The 17,697-nt window shown below is 72.7% G+C and carries 17 protein-coding genes and 1 tRNA gene; 11 read left to right on the top strand and 7 right to left on the bottom strand.

What is annotated here, in order from left to right:
- Nucleotides 1-220: 220 nt before the first annotated feature.
- Nucleotides 221-748 carry a MarR family winged helix-turn-helix transcriptional regulator gene (locus NUV38_RS13485; protein WP_257729615.1) on the bottom strand — a complete coding sequence of 176 codons (528 nt, stop codon included), beginning with the start codon at nt 746-748 and terminating at the stop codon, nt 221-223.
- Between the two features lie 79 nt (nt 749-827).
- On the opposite strand from NUV38_RS13485, the gene NUV38_RS13480 reads away from it, so the two are divergent.
- The 3 genes from NUV38_RS13480 to NUV38_RS13470 all read left to right on the top strand — a co-directional run bounded on the left by NUV38_RS13480 (nt 828) and on the right by NUV38_RS13470 (nt 3,133).
- On the top strand, nt 828-1,166 hold the full coding sequence (locus tag NUV38_RS13480) for a hypothetical protein (protein ID WP_257729614.1): 339 nt from the start codon (nt 828-830) through the stop codon (nt 1,164-1,166).
- A gap of 90 nt (nt 1,167-1,256) precedes the next feature.
- Nucleotides 1,257-2,579, top strand: a complete 1,323-nt coding sequence (locus tag NUV38_RS13475; RefSeq protein WP_257729613.1) for a cytochrome P450 — start codon at nt 1,257-1,259, stop codon at nt 2,577-2,579.
- 107 nt (nt 2,580-2,686) lie between these two features.
- The gene (locus tag NUV38_RS13470) at nt 2,687-3,133 is read left to right on the top strand and encodes a MarR family winged helix-turn-helix transcriptional regulator (protein ID WP_257729612.1); all 447 of its coding nucleotides are present in this window, start codon (nt 2,687-2,689) and stop codon (nt 3,131-3,133) included.
- A 69-nt stretch (nt 3,134-3,202) separates the two neighbouring features.
- On the opposite strand, the gene NUV38_RS13465 is transcribed toward NUV38_RS13470, so the two are convergent.
- Nucleotides 3,203-4,672: an MFS transporter gene (locus tag NUV38_RS13465; RefSeq protein WP_257729611.1), complete on the bottom strand. Its 1,470-nt coding sequence runs from the start codon at nt 4,670-4,672 to the stop codon at nt 3,203-3,205.
- Nucleotides 4,673-4,814: 142 nt separating this feature from the next.
- A tRNA-Arg gene (locus NUV38_RS13460) sits at nt 4,815-4,889 on the bottom strand.
- A gap of 80 nt (nt 4,890-4,969) precedes the next feature.
- On the opposite strand from NUV38_RS13460, the gene NUV38_RS13455 reads away from it, so the two are divergent.
- From NUV38_RS13455 to lysA, 3 genes are all read left to right on the top strand, one after another.
- Complete coding sequence (locus NUV38_RS13455) at nt 4,970-5,362, top strand: response regulator transcription factor (RefSeq protein WP_257729610.1); 393 nt, start codon at nt 4,970-4,972, stop codon at nt 5,360-5,362.
- A 65-nt stretch (nt 5,363-5,427) separates the two neighbouring features.
- Nucleotides 5,428-7,092, top strand: coding sequence for an arginine--tRNA ligase (gene argS / locus NUV38_RS13450; RefSeq protein WP_257729609.1), 1,665 nt, complete (start codon nt 5,428-5,430; stop codon nt 7,090-7,092).
- The gene (gene lysA / locus NUV38_RS13445) at nt 7,089-8,501 is read left to right on the top strand and encodes a diaminopimelate decarboxylase (protein WP_374627176.1); all 1,413 of its coding nucleotides are present in this window, start codon (nt 7,089-7,091) and stop codon (nt 8,499-8,501) included. The genes argS and lysA overlap by 4 nt, the downstream gene beginning before the upstream one ends.
- Nucleotides 8,502-8,505: 4 nt before the next feature.
- On the opposite strand, the gene NUV38_RS13440 is transcribed toward lysA, so the two are convergent.
- The 4 genes from NUV38_RS13440 to soxR form a co-directional block, all read right to left on the bottom strand.
- The gene (locus NUV38_RS13440) at nt 8,506-8,820 is read right to left on the bottom strand and encodes an AzlD domain-containing protein (RefSeq protein WP_055966904.1); all 315 of its coding nucleotides are present in this window, start codon (nt 8,818-8,820) and stop codon (nt 8,506-8,508) included.
- The gene (locus tag NUV38_RS13435; RefSeq protein ID WP_257729607.1) at nt 8,817-9,581 is read right to left on the bottom strand and encodes an AzlC family ABC transporter permease; all 765 of its coding nucleotides are present in this window, start codon (nt 9,579-9,581) and stop codon (nt 8,817-8,819) included. The genes NUV38_RS13440 and NUV38_RS13435 overlap by 4 nt, the downstream gene beginning before the upstream one ends.
- Before the next feature lie 33 nt (nt 9,582-9,614).
- The gene (locus tag NUV38_RS13430) at nt 9,615-10,082 is read right to left on the bottom strand and encodes a hypothetical protein (protein ID WP_257729606.1); all 468 of its coding nucleotides are present in this window, start codon (nt 10,080-10,082) and stop codon (nt 9,615-9,617) included.
- Nucleotides 10,083-10,254: 172 nt separating this feature from the next.
- A complete protein-coding gene (gene soxR / locus NUV38_RS13425) occupies nt 10,255-10,695 on the bottom strand; it encodes a redox-sensitive transcriptional activator SoxR (protein WP_257729605.1) in 441 nt (146 codons plus the stop codon).
- A 55-nt stretch (nt 10,696-10,750) separates the two neighbouring features.
- On the opposite strand from soxR, the gene NUV38_RS13420 reads away from it, so the two are divergent.
- From NUV38_RS13420 to rho, 5 genes are all read left to right on the top strand, one after another.
- Complete coding sequence (locus NUV38_RS13420) at nt 10,751-12,151, top strand: MFS transporter (protein ID WP_257729604.1); 1,401 nt, start codon at nt 10,751-10,753, stop codon at nt 12,149-12,151.
- 79 nt (nt 12,152-12,230) lie between these two features.
- Nucleotides 12,231-13,550, top strand: coding sequence for a homoserine dehydrogenase (locus tag NUV38_RS13415; RefSeq protein WP_257729603.1), 1,320 nt, complete (start codon nt 12,231-12,233; stop codon nt 13,548-13,550).
- Nucleotides 13,551-13,563: 13 nt separating this feature from the next.
- Entirely contained in the window at nt 13,564-14,628 is a 1,065-nt protein-coding gene (thrC, locus tag NUV38_RS13410) for a threonine synthase (RefSeq protein WP_257729602.1), read from the top strand.
- A gap of 7 nt (nt 14,629-14,635) precedes the next feature.
- Complete coding sequence (thrB, locus tag NUV38_RS13405) at nt 14,636-15,526, top strand: homoserine kinase (protein WP_257729601.1); 891 nt, start codon at nt 14,636-14,638, stop codon at nt 15,524-15,526.
- Nucleotides 15,527-15,712: 186 nt separating this feature from the next.
- Nucleotides 15,713-17,653 carry a transcription termination factor Rho gene (gene rho / locus NUV38_RS13400; RefSeq protein WP_257729600.1) on the top strand — a complete coding sequence of 647 codons (1,941 nt, stop codon included), beginning with the start codon at nt 15,713-15,715 and terminating at the stop codon, nt 17,651-17,653.
- The last annotated feature ends 44 nt before the right edge of the window (nt 17,654-17,697 follow it).

Genomic DNA, 17,697 nt, shown 5'->3' with positions numbered 1-17,697 from the left:
GTTTTGCGCGCTGGGCGGCGGGCCGCCCCCCCCCCGGGGCGCCCCTGCTCTCCTTGTACGAGAGCAGGGGCGCTGCCACCGCTTCGCTACCAGGGGGATGACGGGAGCGGCGCGGGGATGACACTAGGGCCTGGCGACCCCGATCGGGGCGTGCGAGCCGAAGATGTCACCGAGAGTTACCTTTCTCACGCACAGGCCGTCCCGAGCCGACGGGTTCGGGTCAGCGAGGCGGCGAGGACAGCCCGGCGCGCCCCGCCCGTCCGGCCAGGGTCTGCGCCAGCATCACGCGCTCCGGGTCGAGCGAGACGAGGAGCAGGCGGCACAGCTCGGAGAGCCGCGTCATCTGGTCGGCGTCGAGGACGTCGGCGAACAGGCGCCGCACCGTGCGCAGGTGGCCTGGTGCCGCCTCGGCGAGGGTGCGGACCCCGCGCTCGGTGAGGCGTGCGTGCCGGGCGCGCCCGTCGTTCCCGTCGCGGGTCCGTTCGACGAGCCCGTGGGCCTCGAGCCGGCCGACCACGCGCGACAGGCGAGCGGCGGTGGCGTTGGTCTGCGCCGCGAGGTCGGACATCCGCAGCGAGCGGTCGGGCGCCTCGGCCAGCTGGGCGAGCGTGAAGTAGTCGAAGAAGGTGAGCCCGGAGTCGCGGGTCAGCTGGGCGTCGAGTGCGGCGGGGAGCAGCTCGGCCAGGGCGACGAGGTCGAGCCACGCGTCGGCCTCCGCCTCGGAGAGCCACGCGTCGTGAGAGGGCATGGTCCCGACGATACCCGAGTGGTTGTAGGTACAAGTACTCTGAAGGTAGTTGTACCTACAAATATCAAGGAGAGTCCCCATGACCGTCCACGACCTCACGCCGGCGCGCCACCGACAGCGAGTGCGCGGCAGGCCCGCCGCCGACGTGACGAGCGATCGCGTTCCCTCGGCCGCCGCCGAGCGTACGGGCCACATCGCCGCTGCGCTGTGGGGGCTGCTGGCCCTGTCCTACGGGGGAGGACTGTGGCGGCTCGCGGCGCTGCGGGCCGCCGACGTGCCCTCGACCTCGCCGGGCACCGCGATGCTCGGCGCCCTGCTGGCCCTCATGGCGATCGGTCTGTACGTCCTCACCTTCACCAGGGCCCACGCCGCCTCGACGGCCGCTCGAGCACCCGCGACGGGCGGGAGTCGCCCCTGAGACCGTGGCCCACGCGTCGCCGAAGCGCCGTGCGTCGAGGAGTTTGCGATACTCGCGGTATCCGAGGCTGACGGCACGACAGGAGACGACATGTCGATCCAGCACCAGATCAGGTCGCAGGCGGAGGCCCGTGCGGCCAGCACCCTGCGATGGGGCCTCGGGCACGCTCTGCCCAGGGCTGCCATCCGCGGGTCCTCGAAGCGGGGCGACCTGCACGGCCGGCTGATCGAGGCCTCCGACGAGGCCGAGACCTTCGCCCTGTTCGACCAGGTCCGCGCCGGGGGGCCGCTGCACCGAGCGAAGTTCGCCTACGTCACGGCCACCCAGCCGGTGGTCAAGGAGGTGCTGACGAGTCCTGACATGCGGACCGGCATCGACTTCGGGCCGGGCGGACCGCTGGCCAGGGTCAGTGGCTGGGCCTTCCGGTCGGCGCCGCTCGGCCCGCTGACCCCGCCGTCGCTGCTGGTCACCGAGCCGCCGGACCACACCCGGTACCGCAAGCTCGTCACCCGGGTCTTCTCGGTGAAGGCCGTGCAGGGTCTGCGGGAGCGCACCCAGCAGATCGCCGACGAGCTGCTCGACGGCCTCGACCCGACTCGGCCCGTGGACCTGGTCGAGGCCTACTGCTCGCAGCTGCCGGTGACGGTGATCGCCGAGATCCTCGGTGTGCCGAGGGAGGACCGGCACCGGGTCCTGCGCTTCGGCACCGGCGCGGCGCCCTCGCTCGACCTCGGGCTGTCGTGGTCGGTCTTCCGGCGGGTCGAGTCGTCGTTGACCGAGTTCGACCGCTGGCTCGAGCACCACATCGAGAAGGTGCGCCGCGAGCCTGGTGACGACCTGCTGAGCCAGCTGGTCACCGCGCACGACGACGGGGAGGTGCTGACCGACGCCGAGCTCAAGTCCACCGCGGGCCTGGTGCTGGCGGCCGGCTTCGAGACGACGGTGAACCTGCTGGGCAACGGGATCCGGCTGCTGCACGACCACCCCGACCAGCTCGCCGTGCTGCGCGAGGACCCCGCCGTGTGGCCGAACGCGGTCGACGAGGCGCTGCGCCACGACCCGCCCGTGCTCCTCACGGGGCGCATGGCGGCCCGCGACACCGAGATCGCCGGCGACCGGGTGCCGCGGGGATCGATGATCACCACGCTGCTGGCGGGTGCCAACCGCGACCCCGAGGTCTTCGCCGACCCGGCGCGCTTCGACGTGACCCGCGCCAACGCGGGCGACCACGTGTCGTTCTCGTCGGGGCGGCACTACTGCCTCGGAGCGGCGCTGGCGCGCATGGAGGGCGAGGTCGGCCTGCGCACGATCTTCGAGCGGTTCCCGGACCTGCGGCTCGAGCCGGGTGCCACCCGCCGGCCCACCCGCATCCTGCGGGGCTACGCGACGCTGCCGGCCACGCTCGGGTCGTGAGACGGCGACTCGGGCCCGTCCGGCGACGGCCGTCTGGAGGATCCGCACCGCCACCCCAAGGCCAGGGGCCTAGGCTGGATGCTCCGGGAGCTGACGGGAGTCGATGAGTGGGTCAGGAGATCTCCGACGAGCTGGTGCGCGAGATCGGCGGCGAGGTGCTGCGGTTGAGCCGCCCCGCCGTCGTCGCCCCTGCCGGGCTCGAGCTCGACCGCTCGGCGTTCCGGCTGCTCTGGCTCCTGCGCGAGGAGGGCACGGCCACGACCGGCCGACTCGTCGAGATCCTCCAGGTCGAGCAGTCGACCGTGAGTCGACAGGTCAGGTCCGCTCTCGAGCGTGGGCTCGTGACCTTCGAGCCGCAACCCGGTTCGCGGAGCAGACGCGTCCGGGCCACCGATGCCGGGGAGCAGGCGTTCCAGCGTGACCTCGACCGTCGGGGTCGGATCTTCCGCACCGCGCTGGAGCATCTCGGAGCGGACCGGGTGCGCCGGCTCGACGACGATCTCCGCAGGCTCAACGACGCCCTCGAGGCCGCACACGCCTCCGCCCGGCCCTGAGTGCACCGGAGCCTCGCACTCGCGCACGGTCACCCCGACCGACGAGGTCAGGGGGTACGGGCGCGCCTCTCAGCGTGCGACGTGCGTCGGCTCGAGGTGCTCCTCGCCCACGCGGGAGCGCGGCTCCTCCGGCGTCGATCCCGGGCGGACCGTCGGGACGAGACCGGCGAGGAGCGCGCCGAGCAGGGCGGCGCCGGCGCCGATCACGAAGCACAGCGTGAAGGCGCTCTCCGAGGGCACCTGGACGGGTCCGAAGGCCGTCGTCGAGCTGGTCAGCACGGTCCCCATGATCGCTGCGGCGAGCGTGGTGCCCGTCGAGCGGCTCAGGGCGTTGAGACCCACTGCCGCACCGGCCTCGTGCCGAGGAGTCGCGTCGAGGATGAGCGTCGGCATCGCGGCGTACCCGATGCCGACGCCGGACGACGCGACGAGGGAGACCACGAGGAGCTGCCAGGGAGCATCGGTCAGGAACGTGCCGAGCGCATAACCTGCGGCGAGCACCACCGCCCCGATGATGAGCGCGATCTTGGCGCCGTACTTCGTCATGAGCGAGCTCGAGACGGGGGCGAAGACGAGCATCATCAGACCCGCGGGCGCCATCCAGAGGCCGGCGTGCAGGATCGACTGCCCGAGGCCGTAGCCGGTCTCCGAGGGCAGCTGCAGCAGCTGGGGGACGACGATCGACTGCGCCATCATGCCGAAGCCGATCGCGACGGCGGCGAGGTTCGTCATGAGCACCGGGAGCTTGGCCGTGGCGCGCAGGTCGACCAACGAGTGCGGTACGCGCAGCTCGTAGACCCCCCACACGACCAGGACGACGAGACCGCCGGCGATCGCGCTGATCGTTCGGGCGTCTCCCCAGCCCCACGTCGTGGCCTTCGACACGCCCACGAGGAACGCCACGAGGCCCACGGCGAGGCCGAGGGCGCCGCCGTAGTCGAACCGCCCACCAGCCGCGTCCTCCACGTGGGGCACGGCCAGCATCATGAGCACGAGCACCACGACGGCGACGGCGGTGGAGACCCAGAACAGGACGTGCCAGTCGGCGACGTCGGCGATCCAGGCCGACAGCGGCAGGCCGATCGCGCCACCGACGCCGAGCGTCGCGCTCATCGCCGCGACCGAGGTCGACTGCATGGCCGGCGGCGTGATCTCGCGCAGGAGCGAGATGCCGACGGGGATGAAGCCCATCGCGAGGCCCTGCAGGGCACGTCCGGCGAGCATCGGGACGAGGGTGTCGGAGAGGGCGCAGACCGCGGAGCCAACGGTGAGGATGGCTGCGGAGATCACGAGAACCCGTTGCTTGCCGAACATGTCGGCGAGGCGGCCGGTCACGACCATCGAGACGGCGGCGGCGAGCAGCGTGATCGTCACGACCCACGCGGCGTTGCCGGGCGACGTGGAGAGGTACGCGGGCAGCGCGGACTGGATCGGAATGACCATCGTCTGGGTGAGTGCGGCGACCAGACCGCCCGAGCACAGGGCGACGACGGACAGGAGCGGCGGTGCCTTGGCGGCGGTGCGCGCGGTGAACGACATGGAGGACCTTCCTGGATGAGCGACATATGCATCATGCATGTCGTTGCATTTCGAAACAAATCATCCCGCCGAGAGGTGGGTCACGTCGCCGCCACGACGCACGAAGACCCTCGACCACGAGTCGAGGGTCCTGCCGCACAGATGGTGCCCCCGGGAGGATTCGAACCTCCGCTTCCGCCTCCGGAGGGCGGCGCTCTATCCCCTGAGCTACGGGGGCCTGCACGGTGCCGCACGAGGGCGGGACCGATCTGGCCGAGTGCGGTGTGAGCCTACCGCACGGCCGATACCGTGGGACCCGTGCCCACCGTCCTGGTCGCCGACGACACGCAGTCGATCCGGTTCCTCATCCGTACGAACCTGGAGCTCGCCGGGTTCGACGTGCAGGAGGCCGTCGACGGGCTGGACTGCCTGGAGAAGCTTCGCGAGTGGGCGGACCTGGGAGAGCTCCCCGACGTGATCACGGTCGACGTGATGATGCCGCGGCAGGACGGCGTGAGCACCGTGCACGCCATCCGGTCGGACCCCCGGCTGCGAGACCTCGGCGTGGTGATGGTGACCACCCAGAACCACCCCGCGGATGTCCAGCGGGGCGTCAAGGCCGGGGTGGACGCGTACGTGACGAAGCCCTTCGACCCCGACTTCCTCGTGGCCACGGTGCGCGACGTCATCCGCCAGCGCGCGCAGGACTGACGGGGCGGCACGTGCGGGTCGTTCCCGCGGCGCGGCGGGGCGTCGCTGCTCGATAGGCTGGCCGGGTGACTCCCGAGCAGCTCAGCGACGTGATCGTGTCCGCCCTCTCCCGGCTCGCCGACGAGGGTCGTCTGAGCCTGCCCGACGGCGTGCCGACGCAGGTGCGCGTCGAGCGTCCGAAGGTCAAGGAGCACGGCGACTACGCCACGAACATCGCGCTGCAGCTGGGCAAGAAGGCCGGGCTGAACCCGCGCGACCTGGCCACCGACCTGGCCGCCGTCCTCGGCGAGCACGACGGCGTCAGCGCGGCCGAGGTCGCCGGTCCCGGGTTCCTCAACCTCCGGGTCGCCGCCTCGGCCCAGGGACAGGTCGCCGAGAAGGTGCTCCAGGGCGGGGCCTCCTACGGCCGCAGCGACCTCTACGCCGGCCAGAAGGTGAACCTCGAGTTCGTCAGCGCCAACCCCACCGGTCCGATCCACATCGGCGGCGTGCGCTGGGCCGCCGTGGGCGACTCGCTCGGTCGACTCCTCTCCTTCGCCGGCGCCGACGTCACCCGCGAGTACTACTTCAACGACCACGGGGCACAGATCGACCGGTTCGCCCGGTCCCTCCTGGCGTCCGCCCGCGGACAGGACGCACCGGAGGACGGCTACGGCGGCCAGTACATCCACGACATCGCCGCCGACGTCGTCGCCAAGCACCCCGACGCCGCCTCGCTGCCCGACGGCGAGGCCGTCGAGCTGTTCCGCGCCGAGGGCGTCGACCAGATGTTCGCGGAGATCAAGGCGTCGTTGCACGACTTCGGCGTCGACTTCGACGTCTACTTCCACGAGAACGACCTGCACGAGTCCGGTGCCGTGGACCGCGCCATCGCCCGCCTCGACGAGCTGGGCAAGATGTACGAGCAGGACGGCGCGCGCTGGCTGCGCACGTCCGACTACGGCGACGACAAGGACCGTGTGGTCGTCAAGTCCGACGGGCAGGCCGCGTACATCTCCGGCGACCTCGCCTACTACCTCGACAAGCGCGAGCGTGGTTTCGACCGCTGCCTGATCATGCTCGGCGCCGACCACCACGGGTACGTCTCCCGGATGCTGGCCATGTGCGCGGCGTTCGGTGACGAGCCGGGCGTCAACCTCGAGCTGCTCATCGGCCAGATGGTCAACCTGCTGCGCGACGGCCAGCCGCTGCGGATGAGCAAGCGGGCCGGCACGGTCATCTCGCTCGAGGACCTGGTCGAGGCCATCGGTGTCGACGCCGCCCGGTACGCGTTGGCGCGGTACTCCACCGACTCCCAGATCGACCTCGACCTGGACCTGTGGGCGAGCACCACGAACGACAACCCCGTCTACTACGTGCAGTACGCGCACGCCCGCCTGTCGAGCATCCTGCGCAACGCCGCCGACCTCGGCATCGAGCACGGGCTCGACCGGTTCGACCCGGGACTGCTCGAGCACGAGAAGGAGGGCGACCTGCTGCGGGCGCTCGCCAGCTTCCCGGAGGTCGCGGCGCGCGCCGCCGAGCTGCGGGAGCCGCACCGCGTGGCCCGCTACCTCGAGCGGACCGCGGCGGCGTTCCACGCCTTCTACGCCGTCTGCCGGGTGCTGCCCCAGGGCGACGAGGACGTGAGCGACGTCCACCGCGCGCGCCTCGTCCTCGTCGACGCCACGCGCCAGGTCGTGGCCAACGGTCTGGCGCTGCTGGGCGTCTCGGCCCCGGAGCGCATGTGATGAGGTCCCACGAGGCAGGCGCCCTGCACGGACAGGCCGGCGACCGCGGGCCCGCCTGGTTGCGCAAGCCCGACGACGCCGACGCGCTGGTCCCGCACCTGTGGGCCCAGAACGTGTCGAAGGTCGACGGGGTGGTCACCGTCGCGGGGGAGCCCGTCACCGACCTCGCCGAGGAGTTCGGGACCCCGCTCTACGTCATCGACGAGGACGACTTCCGGGCCCGGGCCCGAGCGTTCCGCGACGCGTTCCCCGACGCCGACGTCTACTACGCCGGGAAGGCGTTCCTGTGCGTCGCGACCGCGCGATGGGTGGACGAGGAGGGCCTCAACCTCGACGTCTGCACCGGTGGTGAGCTCGCGGTCGCGCTACGCGCCGGGTTCCCGCCGGCCCGCATCGGCCTGCACGGCAACAACAAGTCGGTCGCCGAGCTGCGTCGTGCGCTCGAGGTCGGGGTCGGGCGGATCATCGTCGACTCGCTCGAGGAGATCGACCGGCTCGAGGTGCTGACCGCCGAGACCGGGCGCGAGGCCGCCGTCATGGTCCGGGTCACCGCCGGCGTGGAGGCCCACACCCACGAGTACATCTCCACGTCGCACGAGGACCAGAAGTTCGGCTTCTCGATCGCCGACGGTGCCGCGCTCGCCGCCGTCCGCCGTGTGCTCGCCGCGCGGCGTCCTGAGGGTGGCGGCCTGCGGCTGCTCGGGCTGCACTCGCACATCGGGTCGCAGATCTTCGTCACCGACGGCTTCGAGGTGGCCACGCGGCGTGTGCTGCGGCTGCACGCCCAGATCGCCACCGAGCTCGGTGTCACGCCGCCCGAGCTCGACCTCGGCGGCGGGTTCGGCATCGCCTACACCACCCAGGACGACCCCCGCTCGCCCGAGGACCTCGCCCGCGGCCTGCTCAAGATCGTCGACGACGAGTGCGCCGCGATGGGTCTGGAGGTCCCGCGCATCTCGGTGGAGCCCGGCCGGGCCATCGCCGGCCCGTCCACGTTCACGCTCTACGAGGTCGGCACCACCAAGGAGGTCGGTCTCGACGGCGGCGCCTCGCGTCGCTACGTGGCCGTCGACGGCGGGATGAGCGACAACATCCGCCCCGCGCTCTACAGCGCCGACTACTCCTGCACCCTCGCGTCGCGCCGGTCCGCATCGCACCCGGTGCTGAGCCGCGTCGTCGGCAAGCACTGCGAGAGCGGCGACATCGTGGTGAAGGACGAGTACCTCCCGGCCGACGTCGCTGCCGGCGACCTGCTGGCGGTGCCCGGTACCGGCGCCTACTGCCGGTCGCTGGCCAGCAACTACAACCACGTGCCGCGGGCTGCCGTCGTGGCGGTCCGTGACGGCGAGGCCCGCCTCGTGCTGCGCCGCGAGACCGAGGACGACCTCTTCACGCTCGACGTCGGCTGAGCGGCTACGGCAGCCCCGCGAGCCTGAGCAGGGCGGTGAGGACCACGGCGATGCCGATGGTCGTGATCACCGACGCCCCGCGCCAGGCGGCCACGCCGGCCGTCGCGACCCCCACGGTGTCGGCTCCGGCGTGCCACCGGTCGCCGTCGGCGAGCACGCTGGTGACCACCAGGGCGGTGAGCAGGGCGGGTGCCATGAGCACGATGACCCCCGTGAACCGCTCCGGCAGGTCCCGACCGCCCAGCAGCACGGGTCCCACGCCCTTCACCGCGGCCGTGGCCAGCGCGAGACCGAGGATCGTCCACCACACCGTGCTCATGCCGGGTCCTGCGAGTCCGGGCCCGGGGGGCCCTGATCGGGAGGACCCTGCTCCCGACGACCCTGATCCCGACGGCCCTGATCCCGACGGCCCTGATCCCGACGGCGCAGCCCCCAGAGGGCGGCGAGCCCGGCCGCCAGCACCGGTGCACCGGGCGGGGCGAAGGGCACGAGGGCGAGGGCCAGCAGCCCACCGACGACGGCCACGCCGAGACGGTTCCGGTCGCGCAGCTCCGGCAGCAGGATGCTGAGGAAGAACGCGGGGTAGATCGCGTCGAGCCCGAACCGCTCCAGGTCGCCGATGAGGTCGCCGCCGAACGCGCCGACCATCGTGCCGACCTGCCAGGCCACCAGCTGGGGTGCCGTCGTCCCGAACAGCCGCCAGCGGTCGAACGTCCCGTCGCCGCGAGCGGCGACCGCCCACGACGAGTCGACGACGGCCTGGCCCTGCAGGCCGCGCCACCAGGCTCGACCGGGCAGCGACGGTGCGAGCGCCACGCCCATGGGCAGGAAGCGCGAGTTCATGAGCGTGCCTGCGGCGATCGCCGCGCCGGCCCCGCCACCGGTCGCGATCACGGCGACGGCCGCGAACTGGGCGGACCCGGCGAACACCACCAGTGACATCACGATGGCCGCGGCCAGGCTGAAGCCGGCCTCGCGCGCCACCACGCCGAAGGACATCGACAGCAGGAACGAGGCGAGTCCGAACGGCACGCCGAGTCTGAGGCCCTCGCGGAAGGAGGACCGTTCGGCCGGGGTCACCGCGTCAGTCTGTCACCGGGGCGAGGCGGGCCGTCAGTCGGCGCAGATGGTCTGGGCGTAGAGCCCGGACTCCTCGTTCGACGACGCCTTGCGACCGTCGACGTCGATGCGGCAGCGGATCGTGGCGTCGGCCGAGGTCTGGGCGCTCGCGAACACGTACGGTCCCGTTCCCTCGTACACGCGGGTGAACACGACGTCCTCGCCGGCCGAGGTGAACGTCCGCTCCTTCTTCGACGCGTCCACGACGGTCGCCGTGAACGGACCGTCGGACGAGAACGTCACCCGGACGGCGACCTGGACCTTGGTGGTGGCCTCCCGGCTCCCCGTCGTGTCCTGCGCCGGGGCGGCCACGGTGGCCGGCCGGTCGGCCAGGAGAGACCGCACGTCGAGCACCGCCCAGACCAGGATCACGCCCACCACCGCGATGGTCACCAGACCCACCAGGGGAATCGGCCCGAGCCCACGAAGCCGACGCTTCAGGCGGCTGGAACGAGAGGACACGCGCACAGAGTAGGCGAACGGGGGACGGCCTCGGGGCCGATCGGGGCCCGAGTCATCGGTGGATCCGCACCATCAGGGCCCGCATCGGTGGATCGTCAACCGCAGACGGCGCTCTGCGGTTGAGGATCCACCGATGGGGGGGACTCGAGCGGCGACGGAGGGGCTGCGTCGGTCACACGAGACCGCGGTGCGGTCCGGACCCCAGTCCGGCGAGCTCGTCGTCGTGGTTGTAGACGGCGCAGCTGCGCAGGGACAGGCAGCCGCAGCCGATGCAGCCGTCGAGGTCGTCGCGCAGGCGCTGGAGGCGCTCGATCCGTTGGTCGAGGTCCTCGCGCCACCGGGCGGTGAGGCGCGCCCAGTCCCGCTTGGTGGGCGTGCGATCGGACGGGAGGGTCTCGAGCGCCGCACCCACCTCCGCGAGGGGGATGCCCAGGCGCTGGGAGAACTGGACGAAGGCGAGGCGACGCAGGACCTCGCGACGGTAGCGCCGCTGGTTGCCGCTCGTCCGCGTGGCGCTGATGAGTCCACGTGACTCGTAGAAGTGCAGCGCCGACACGGCCACGCCGGAGCGCTGCGACACCTCCTGGGGCGTGAGCTGGTCGGTCGGGCGCACAGGGTCTCCTCGCTCGGTTTGACCTCAACCATACTCGAGGTTGTTGCATCAGGGCATGGCGATCGGAGCAGGGGTGGAGAAGGCGCCGACGGCGGAGCCCGTCGCGCTGTGGACGGGGCCCTTGGGCCGGACGACGGTCGGGCTCTTCGCCCTGGCGTTCCTGGTGGCCTTCGAGTCGCTGGCGGTCATCACGGTGATGCCCGAGGTGGCGCGGGACCTGGACGGGCTTGGCGCGTACGCGGTCGCCTTCGCCGCGCCGATCGCCGTGAGCATCCTGTCGCGCACCGTCGCGGTGCCGTGGATCGACCGCTGCGGCCCCGGCCCGGCCCTCGCCGGGGGCGTGGCGGTCTTCGCCCTCGGGCTCCTCGTGTGCGGGACGGCGTCGACCATGACCTGGTTCCTCGTCGGGCGAGCCGTCCAGGGCCTGGGCATGGGCGCGATCGGCGTCGGTCTGTACGTCGTGGTCGCGCGGGCCTACCCGGTCGACCTGCGGCCCCGAGCGCTCGCCGTCATGACGAGCGCGTGGACGCTGCCGGCCGTGGTCGGGCCGGCCGTGGCGGGAGGGCTCGCCCATCTGCTCGGCTGGCGCGCCGTCTTCCTGCTGGCCCCCGCCCTCGCGGTCATCAGCCTCGCCGTCGCCTGGCGGCCCGTCCGCGACCTCGGTGGAGCCGTCGAGACCCCCGACCGGGCCGACCCGGCCGTACGGCGGGTCCCGGTGGCGGCCGCCGCGACGGCCGGCGGTGCGGTGCTCCTGCTCTCCGTCGCGGGTCAGCGCGCGGTCGCGTGGTGGCCCGTCCTGCTCGTGGGCTCGGCGGTGCTGCTCGCGGTGGCGGTCCGGCAGCTCGTCCCGGCACGGACCTGGACCGGCGGACGGGGCCTGCCGTCGCTCATGGGTGCCAGGTCGCTGCTCGCCTCGGCCTACTTCGCCGCCGAGGTCTACGTGCCGCTCGCCCTGGTGGACCTGCACGACGTGCCCGTGGGCCTGGCAGGTGCCGTGCTGTCCGTGGCCGCCTTCACCTGGTTCGCCGGGGCGTGGGCCGTCTCGCGTCCGGAGCGTCTCGGGCCGTACCTGGCGACCACGCAGCGTCGGGCCGCCCTCGGTGCCGGCGCCATCTGCCTGGGCATCCTGGCGGTGCCTCTCGTGCTGCTGCCGCAGGTCCCCGTCGTGCTCGTGGTCGCCGCCTGGGCCGTCGGTGGGTTCGGCATGGGTGCGGCGATGACGTCGTTCGTCACCGAGGTCCTGGCGCGGTCGGCGCCGGGGGAGCAGGCGTCGAGCAGCGCGTCGCTGCAGACCAGCGACTCCGTCGCGGAGTCCACCGCGCTGGCGCTGGGCTCGGCGGTGTTCGCCTCCGTCGTGGTGCACGGCGTGGGCGCCGCCGTGCTCGCGGCCTTCGCGGTCCCGGTGGGGTGTGCCGTCGCCGCCCTGGTGGTCCTGCGTCGCGGCTTCACCTCCTGAGGGGTCGTCCGTGCGGGGTCGAGTCTCACCACGACCCACTGCGGCCCGGGGCGCGGTGCGGCGCCGATAGGCTGTCCGCGTGACTACCGCACCCGCCGCCGCCCGACCCCTCAAGGTCGCCCTGCTGGGCTGCGGCGTCGTCGGCTCCGAGGTCGCACGCCTGCTGACCCGTGACGGCGACGAGCTGGCCCGGCGGATCGGTGCGCCGATCGAGCTCGTCGGCATCGCCGTCCGGCGCCTCGGGCGCGACCGCGACCTCGACCTCCCGACCGACCTCTTCACCACCGACGCCCTCGCGCTCGTGTCCCGGGGGGACCTCGACGTCGTCGTCGAGGTGATCGGCGGCATCGAGCCCGCCCGTGAGCTCATCCTCGCCGCGCTCGAGCACGGAGCCTCCGTGGTCACGGCCAACAAGGCCCTGCTGGCCGAGGACGGCGCCCACCTGTTCGAGTCCGCCGAGAAGGCCGAGCGTGACATCGCCTTCGAGGCCGCCGTCGCCGGCGCCATCCCGATCGTCCGCCCCCTGCAGGAGTCCCTGGCCGGTGACGCCGTGCAGCGGGTGCTCGGGATCGTGAACGGGACGACCAACTTCATCCTCGACGCCATGACCACCACCGGGGCCGGCTTCTCCGAGGCGCTCGACGAGGCTCAGCGGCTCGGCTACGCCGAGGCCGACCCGACCGCCGACATCGAGGGCTTCGACGCCGCGGCCAAGGCCGCGATCATCGCCTCGCTGGCCTTCCACACCCGCGTCACCATCGGCGACGTGCACCGTGAGGGCATCACCGACGTGACCGCCGGCGACGTCCGCTCCGCCGACGAGATGGGCTGCGTGGTCAAGCTGCTGGCCATCTGCGAGAAGATCCAGACCCCCGACGGCCCGGCCGTCTCGGCGCGCGTCCACCCCGCGATGATCGCGAAGAGCCACCCGCTCGCCAGCGTGCGCGGCGCCTACAACGCCGTGTTCGTGGAGAGCGAGTCGGCCGGACGCCTGATGTTCTACGGCCCGGGGGCCGGGGGAGCGCCCACCGCGAGCGCGGTCCTGGGCGACGTCGTCTCGGTGGCCCGCAACCGCCGCCAGGGCGTGCACGGCCCGGGCGAGACCTCCCACGCCGACCTCGAGGTGCTCGACGTCGGCCGGGCGCGCACCCGCTACCACGTGTCGATCGACGTCGACGACCGCGCAGGCGTGCTCGCGTCCGTCGCCGACGCGTTCGCCGGCTTCGACGTCTCCATCAAGACGGTTCGCCAGGAGGGCCACGGGTCCGACGCGCAGCTCGTCATCGTGACCCACGAGGCCGACGACGCCGCCCTGGCTGCGACGGTCGAGGCCGTGCGCGCGCTCGACATGGTGCGCGACGTGACCTCGGTCATGCGCGTGGAGGGTCTCGACCAGTGAAGGGAGCACACTGATGGCACAGCCGTGGCGTGGAGTCGTCGAGGAGTACCGGGAGTGGCTCCCGGTCGACGAGCACACCCCCGTGATCACGCTGGGGGAGGGCGGGACACCCCTCGTGCACTCCACCTGGCTGTCGGCGCTCGTCCAGGGCGACGTCTGGCTCAAGGTCGAGGGGGACAACCCCACGGGGTCCTTCAAGGACCGTGGCATGACCGCGGCGATCTCGGTCGCCCTCGGTGAGGGCGCCAAGGCCGTGGTGTGCGCCTCGACCGGCAACACGTCGGCGTCCATGACGGCCTACGCCGCACGGGCGGGCCTGACCCCGATCGTGCTCGTCCCGCACGGCAAGATCGCCACCGGCAAGATGGCGCAGGCGGTGATGCACGGCGCCGAGGTCATCCAGGTCCGTGGGGGCTTCGACGAGTGCCTCCAGCTCTCGCGCGGGCTCGCCGAGGAGTACCCCGTCGCGCTCGTGAACTCGGTCAACCCCGTGCGTCTGCAGGGGCAGAAGACGGCGTCGTTCGAGATCGTCGACGTGCTCGGCGACGCCCCCGACCTGCACGTGCTCCCCGTCGGCAACGCCGGCAACATCTCCGCCTACTGGATGGGCTTCACCGAGTACGCCGACGCCGGCCTCGCCACGCGGCGTCCCCGCATGTGGGGCTTCCAGGCGGAGGGCGCCGCACCGATCGTGCGGGGTGCGGTCGTGCCCCGCCCCGAGACCGTCGCCACGGCCATCCGGATCGGCAACCCCGCGTCGTGGCACCTCGCCGAGGCGGCTCGGGACTCCTCCGGCGGTCGCATCGACGCCGTGAGCGACGAGCAGATCCTCGACGCCCAGCGCAGGCTCGGCTCGCAGGACGGCGTGTTCGTCGAGCCGGCGTCGGCCGCGGGCGTGGCCGGTCTGCTCGCCGCCGCGGAGGCGGGCGAGGTCGAGCCGGGCCTCACCATCACGGTCACCGTGACGGGCCACGGCCTGAAGGACGTCGAGACGGCGCTGTCGGGTGTCGGCTCGGTGGTCGACTCCGTGATCGACGCCGACGTGCACGACGCCGCCGCCGCCGCCGGCCTGGCCTGAGGGCGCGATGACGTCACCCTTCGTCGACCGCCCGGTGACCGTGCGCACCCCGGCGAGCAGCGCCAACCTGGGCCCGGGCTTCGACGCCCTGGGCCTGGCCCTGGACGTGCACGACGAGCTGACCGCCGAGGTGCTGCCCGGTGACGCCCTCGAGATCGTGGTGGAGGGCGAGGGTGCCGACGAAGTGAGCCGCGACGCGGGGCACCTCGTCGTCCGGTCGTTCGACGCCGCGCTCGACCTGATGGGGCTGAGGCGTCCCGGTCTTCGGCTCACCTGCCGCAACGTGATCCCCCACGGCCGCGGGATGGGCTCGTCGTCCGCCGCGATCGTGGGCGGCATCGCGCTCGCCAAGGCCCTCGTCGAGGGGGTCGAGGTGCTCGACGACCGGGCCACGCTGCAGCTCGCCCACGACCTCGAGGGACACCCCGACAACGTGGCTGCCGCACTGCTGGGTGGTCTGACCATCGCCTGGACGGAGGGGTTCGCCGCCGAGGCGCTCCGCCTCGAGGTCGCGGTTCCGCTCACCCTGTTCGTGCCGGACAGCCCGGTGTCGACCGAGGCGGCGCGTGGCCTCCTGCCCGACGCCGTCACCCACGCCGACGCCGCCGCGAACGCCGGGCGTGCCGCGCTGCTGGTGGCGGCGCTCACCCAGGCCCCCGAGCGACTGGCAGCGGCCACCGAGGACCTCCTGCACCAGCAGTACCGGGCGCCCGCGATGCCCGACTCCTACCAGCTCGTGCGGAGCCTGCGCGTCGACGGTGTGCCGGCCGTGATCTCCGGTGCCGGGCCCACCGTGCTCGCCTTCGCCCGCGGTGTCGCCGGGGCCTGCCCCGACGGCTGGCGCGTGCTCGAGGTGGAGGTCGCGGACCGGGGCGTGCACGTCGTCGACACCCCCTGACCCGCACGGGTGCGCGTGATCGGGGCAGGACGAGGGGTGCCGGCCGCGCTGCTAGAGTGACGATCGTCGGTGTGGAGTCCGCTCCCCGACACCGTTGTTCGATCACCCGCCGTCGGCGGGTGGCCGTGGTGCCCCGGTCTTCGCCGGGAGAGTGCCCGGCGCCCCTCCCACCCAGGAAGCTCCCACGTGACCGACTCCCCGAACGACCAGGCCGTGCCCGACACCTCCGGTGCCGCGGCTGAACCGACCACCAAGCCCGCCCGCCGTGCGGGCGGCGCGCTCGGCGGCAAGGTGCTCGCCGAGCTGCGCGAGATCGCGTCCGGTCTCGGCATCCCCGACGCCGCCAAGCTGCGCAAGGGCGAGCTCATCGACGCCATCAAGCAGGCCCGTGGCGAGACCGCCACCAGCGCGGTCCAGGCCGCCCCGGTCGAGCCTCCCGCCGCAGAGCCCACGGGCGAGCGCGGGCCGCGGACCAGGACCGGCGCACGCCGTGAGCCCGCGGCGGAGCAGACGCCGACCGATCAGCAGGACGGCCGTGGCCAGGACGACGCCCCTCAGGGCGGTGCCCCCCACGAACAGGGCGCTGCCCAGGACCAGGACGGACCCAGGAAGCGCGACGGCCAGCGGGCCCAGGGCGCCCCGAAGAACCAGGACGGCCAGAAGAACCAGGACGGCCAGAAGAACCAGGACGGCCCGAAGCAGGGTGGCCGCGGGCAGGGCCAGGACGATGCCCAGCGCTCCGGCGGCCAGAAGAACCAGGGCGCGAAGAACCAGAACGACAAGAACCAGAACGACCGGGGCCAGAACGACAAGGGTCAGAACGACAAGGGTCAGAACGACAAGGGTCAGAACGACCGGGGTCAGAACGACAAGGGCCAGAACGACAAGGGCCAGAACGACGCCGGCCGCAACGACGGCGACGACGAGTTCGGTGGTCGCCGCCGCAACCGACGCGGCCGCAACCGGGGCGGTCGAGGCGCCGACGGTGAGCCCACCTACGCCGACGACGACGTGCTGGTCCCCGCGGCCGGCATCCTCGACATCCTCGACAACTACGCCTTCGTGCGCACCACGGGGTACCTGCCCAGCGAGAACGACGTGTACGTGTCGCTGTCGATGGTCCGCAAGTGGGGCCTTCGCAAGGGCGACGCCGTCACCGGTCAGGTGCGCCAGCCCCGTGAGGGGGAGCGCAAGGAGAAGTTCAACCCCATGGTGCGGGTCGACACGGTCAACGGGATGCCCCTGGAGGACGCTCGTGGCCGGGTCGAGTTCGCCGGTCTGACCCCGGTGCACCCCGACGAGCGCCTGCGCCTCGAGACCGACCCGACGCTGGTCACGACGCGGCTCGTCGACCTGCTCGCACCGATCGGCAAGGGCCAGCGCAGCCTCGTCGTCGCCCCGCCCCGGGCCGGCCGCACGACGCTCGTGCGCGCGGCCGCCGAGGCCGTCACGACGAACAACCCCGAGTGCCACCTCATGGTGGTGCTCATCGACGAGCGGCCCGAGGAGGTCACGCAGCTGCAGCGTGCGGTGAAGGGCGAGGTCATCGCCTCCACCTTCGACCGGCCGGCCACCGACCACACGATCGTCGCCGAGCTCGCCGTCGAGCGGGCCAAGCGTCTGGTCGAGCTCGGTCACGACGTCGTGGTGCTGCTGGACTCCATCACGCGGCTCGGTCGCGCCTACCACCAGGCGACGCCGGCGTCCGGACGGGTGACCGCAGGTGTCGACGCCTCGGCGCTGCACCCGGTCAAGGCGCTGTTCGGAGCCGCTCGCAACGCCGAGGACGGCGGATCGCTCACCATCGTCGCCACCGCCCTCGTCGAGACCGGCTCGGCCGTGGACGAGACGGTGCTCGAGGAGCTCGACGGTGCGGCCAACAGCACCCTGCGGCTCGTCGTCGACGACCGCGGGACGGTCTTCCCGGCCGTCGACGTCACCGCCTCCCGGACCCAACACGAGGAGCTGCTCCTCGATCCGCAGGAGCTCGAGATCGTCGCCGGGCTGCGTCGCGCCCTGGCCGGTCGCGAGCCGCGCGAGGCCCTCGACGCCGTGGCCGAGCGGGTCGCTGCGACCGGGAGCAACGGGGAGCTGCTGCTCCAGCTCTCGCGCACGCCGCTGGCCTGAGGACCCCGGTCGTCGGCCTGAGCGGGCTCGCGGACGCGTCCCGC

The sequence above is a fragment of the Aeromicrobium sp. 50.2.37 genome (assembly GCF_024655735.1).
In the GTDB taxonomy this organism is placed as follows: Bacteria; Actinomycetota; Actinomycetes; order Propionibacteriales; family Nocardioidaceae; genus Aeromicrobium.
The sequence above is the reverse complement of the archived record's forward strand: the minus strand, read 5'-3'. Positions and strand labels throughout refer to the sequence as shown.